1 protein-coding gene is annotated in these 512 nt (G+C 65.4%); it reads left to right on the top strand.

Features of this window, described 5'->3' with window-relative positions; genetic code table 11:
* Positions 1-471 (top strand): hypothetical protein (locus ACU8YC_RS26250; RefSeq protein ID WP_446896153.1); only part of this gene is annotated, 471 nt, incomplete at its 5' end.
* Positions 472-512: the final 41 nt, after the last annotated feature.

The following is a 512-nucleotide window of genomic DNA, read 5'->3' as shown; positions in this document are numbered from 1 at the left end:
GTGGTCCACCTGCTCGAGACCACGCTGATCCGCGTCGGCAACGACGACTACGCGCGGACCAACAAGAGCTACGGCCTCACGACCCTGCGCGACCCCCACGTCCGGATCGAGGGGGCGGCCCTGTCGTTCCGCTTCAAGGGCAAGAGCGGCAAGACCTGGGACGTGTCGCTGAAGGACCGGCGGGTCGCCCGGATCGTCAAGGCCTGCCAGGATCTGCCGGGGCAGGAGCTGTTCCAGTATCTGGATCCGGACGGCACCCAGCGCGACGTCACCTCCTCGGACGTGAACGCGTACCTGCGCGAGATCACCGGCGGCTTCTGGCACGACCTATACAAGGGCAACTACGGCCGCTTGGCCGCGGGCGCACAAGCAGCCTATGTCGAGCGCGACGCGTTCCGGGGCCTCCTCGGCATCCAACCCTCGACCCGTGCGGTCGTGGGCCTTGCCTCTCTGCGTTACTATCCGTTCTGAACAGCAGTTATAGGATCCTATAAATCCTCTCCTCTCAGGGG

It is taken from the genome of Citrobacter sp. VF227, assembly GCF_052950715.1.
Note: the sequence above shows the minus strand (reverse complement) of the source record. Positions and strands in the feature narration are given on the sequence as shown.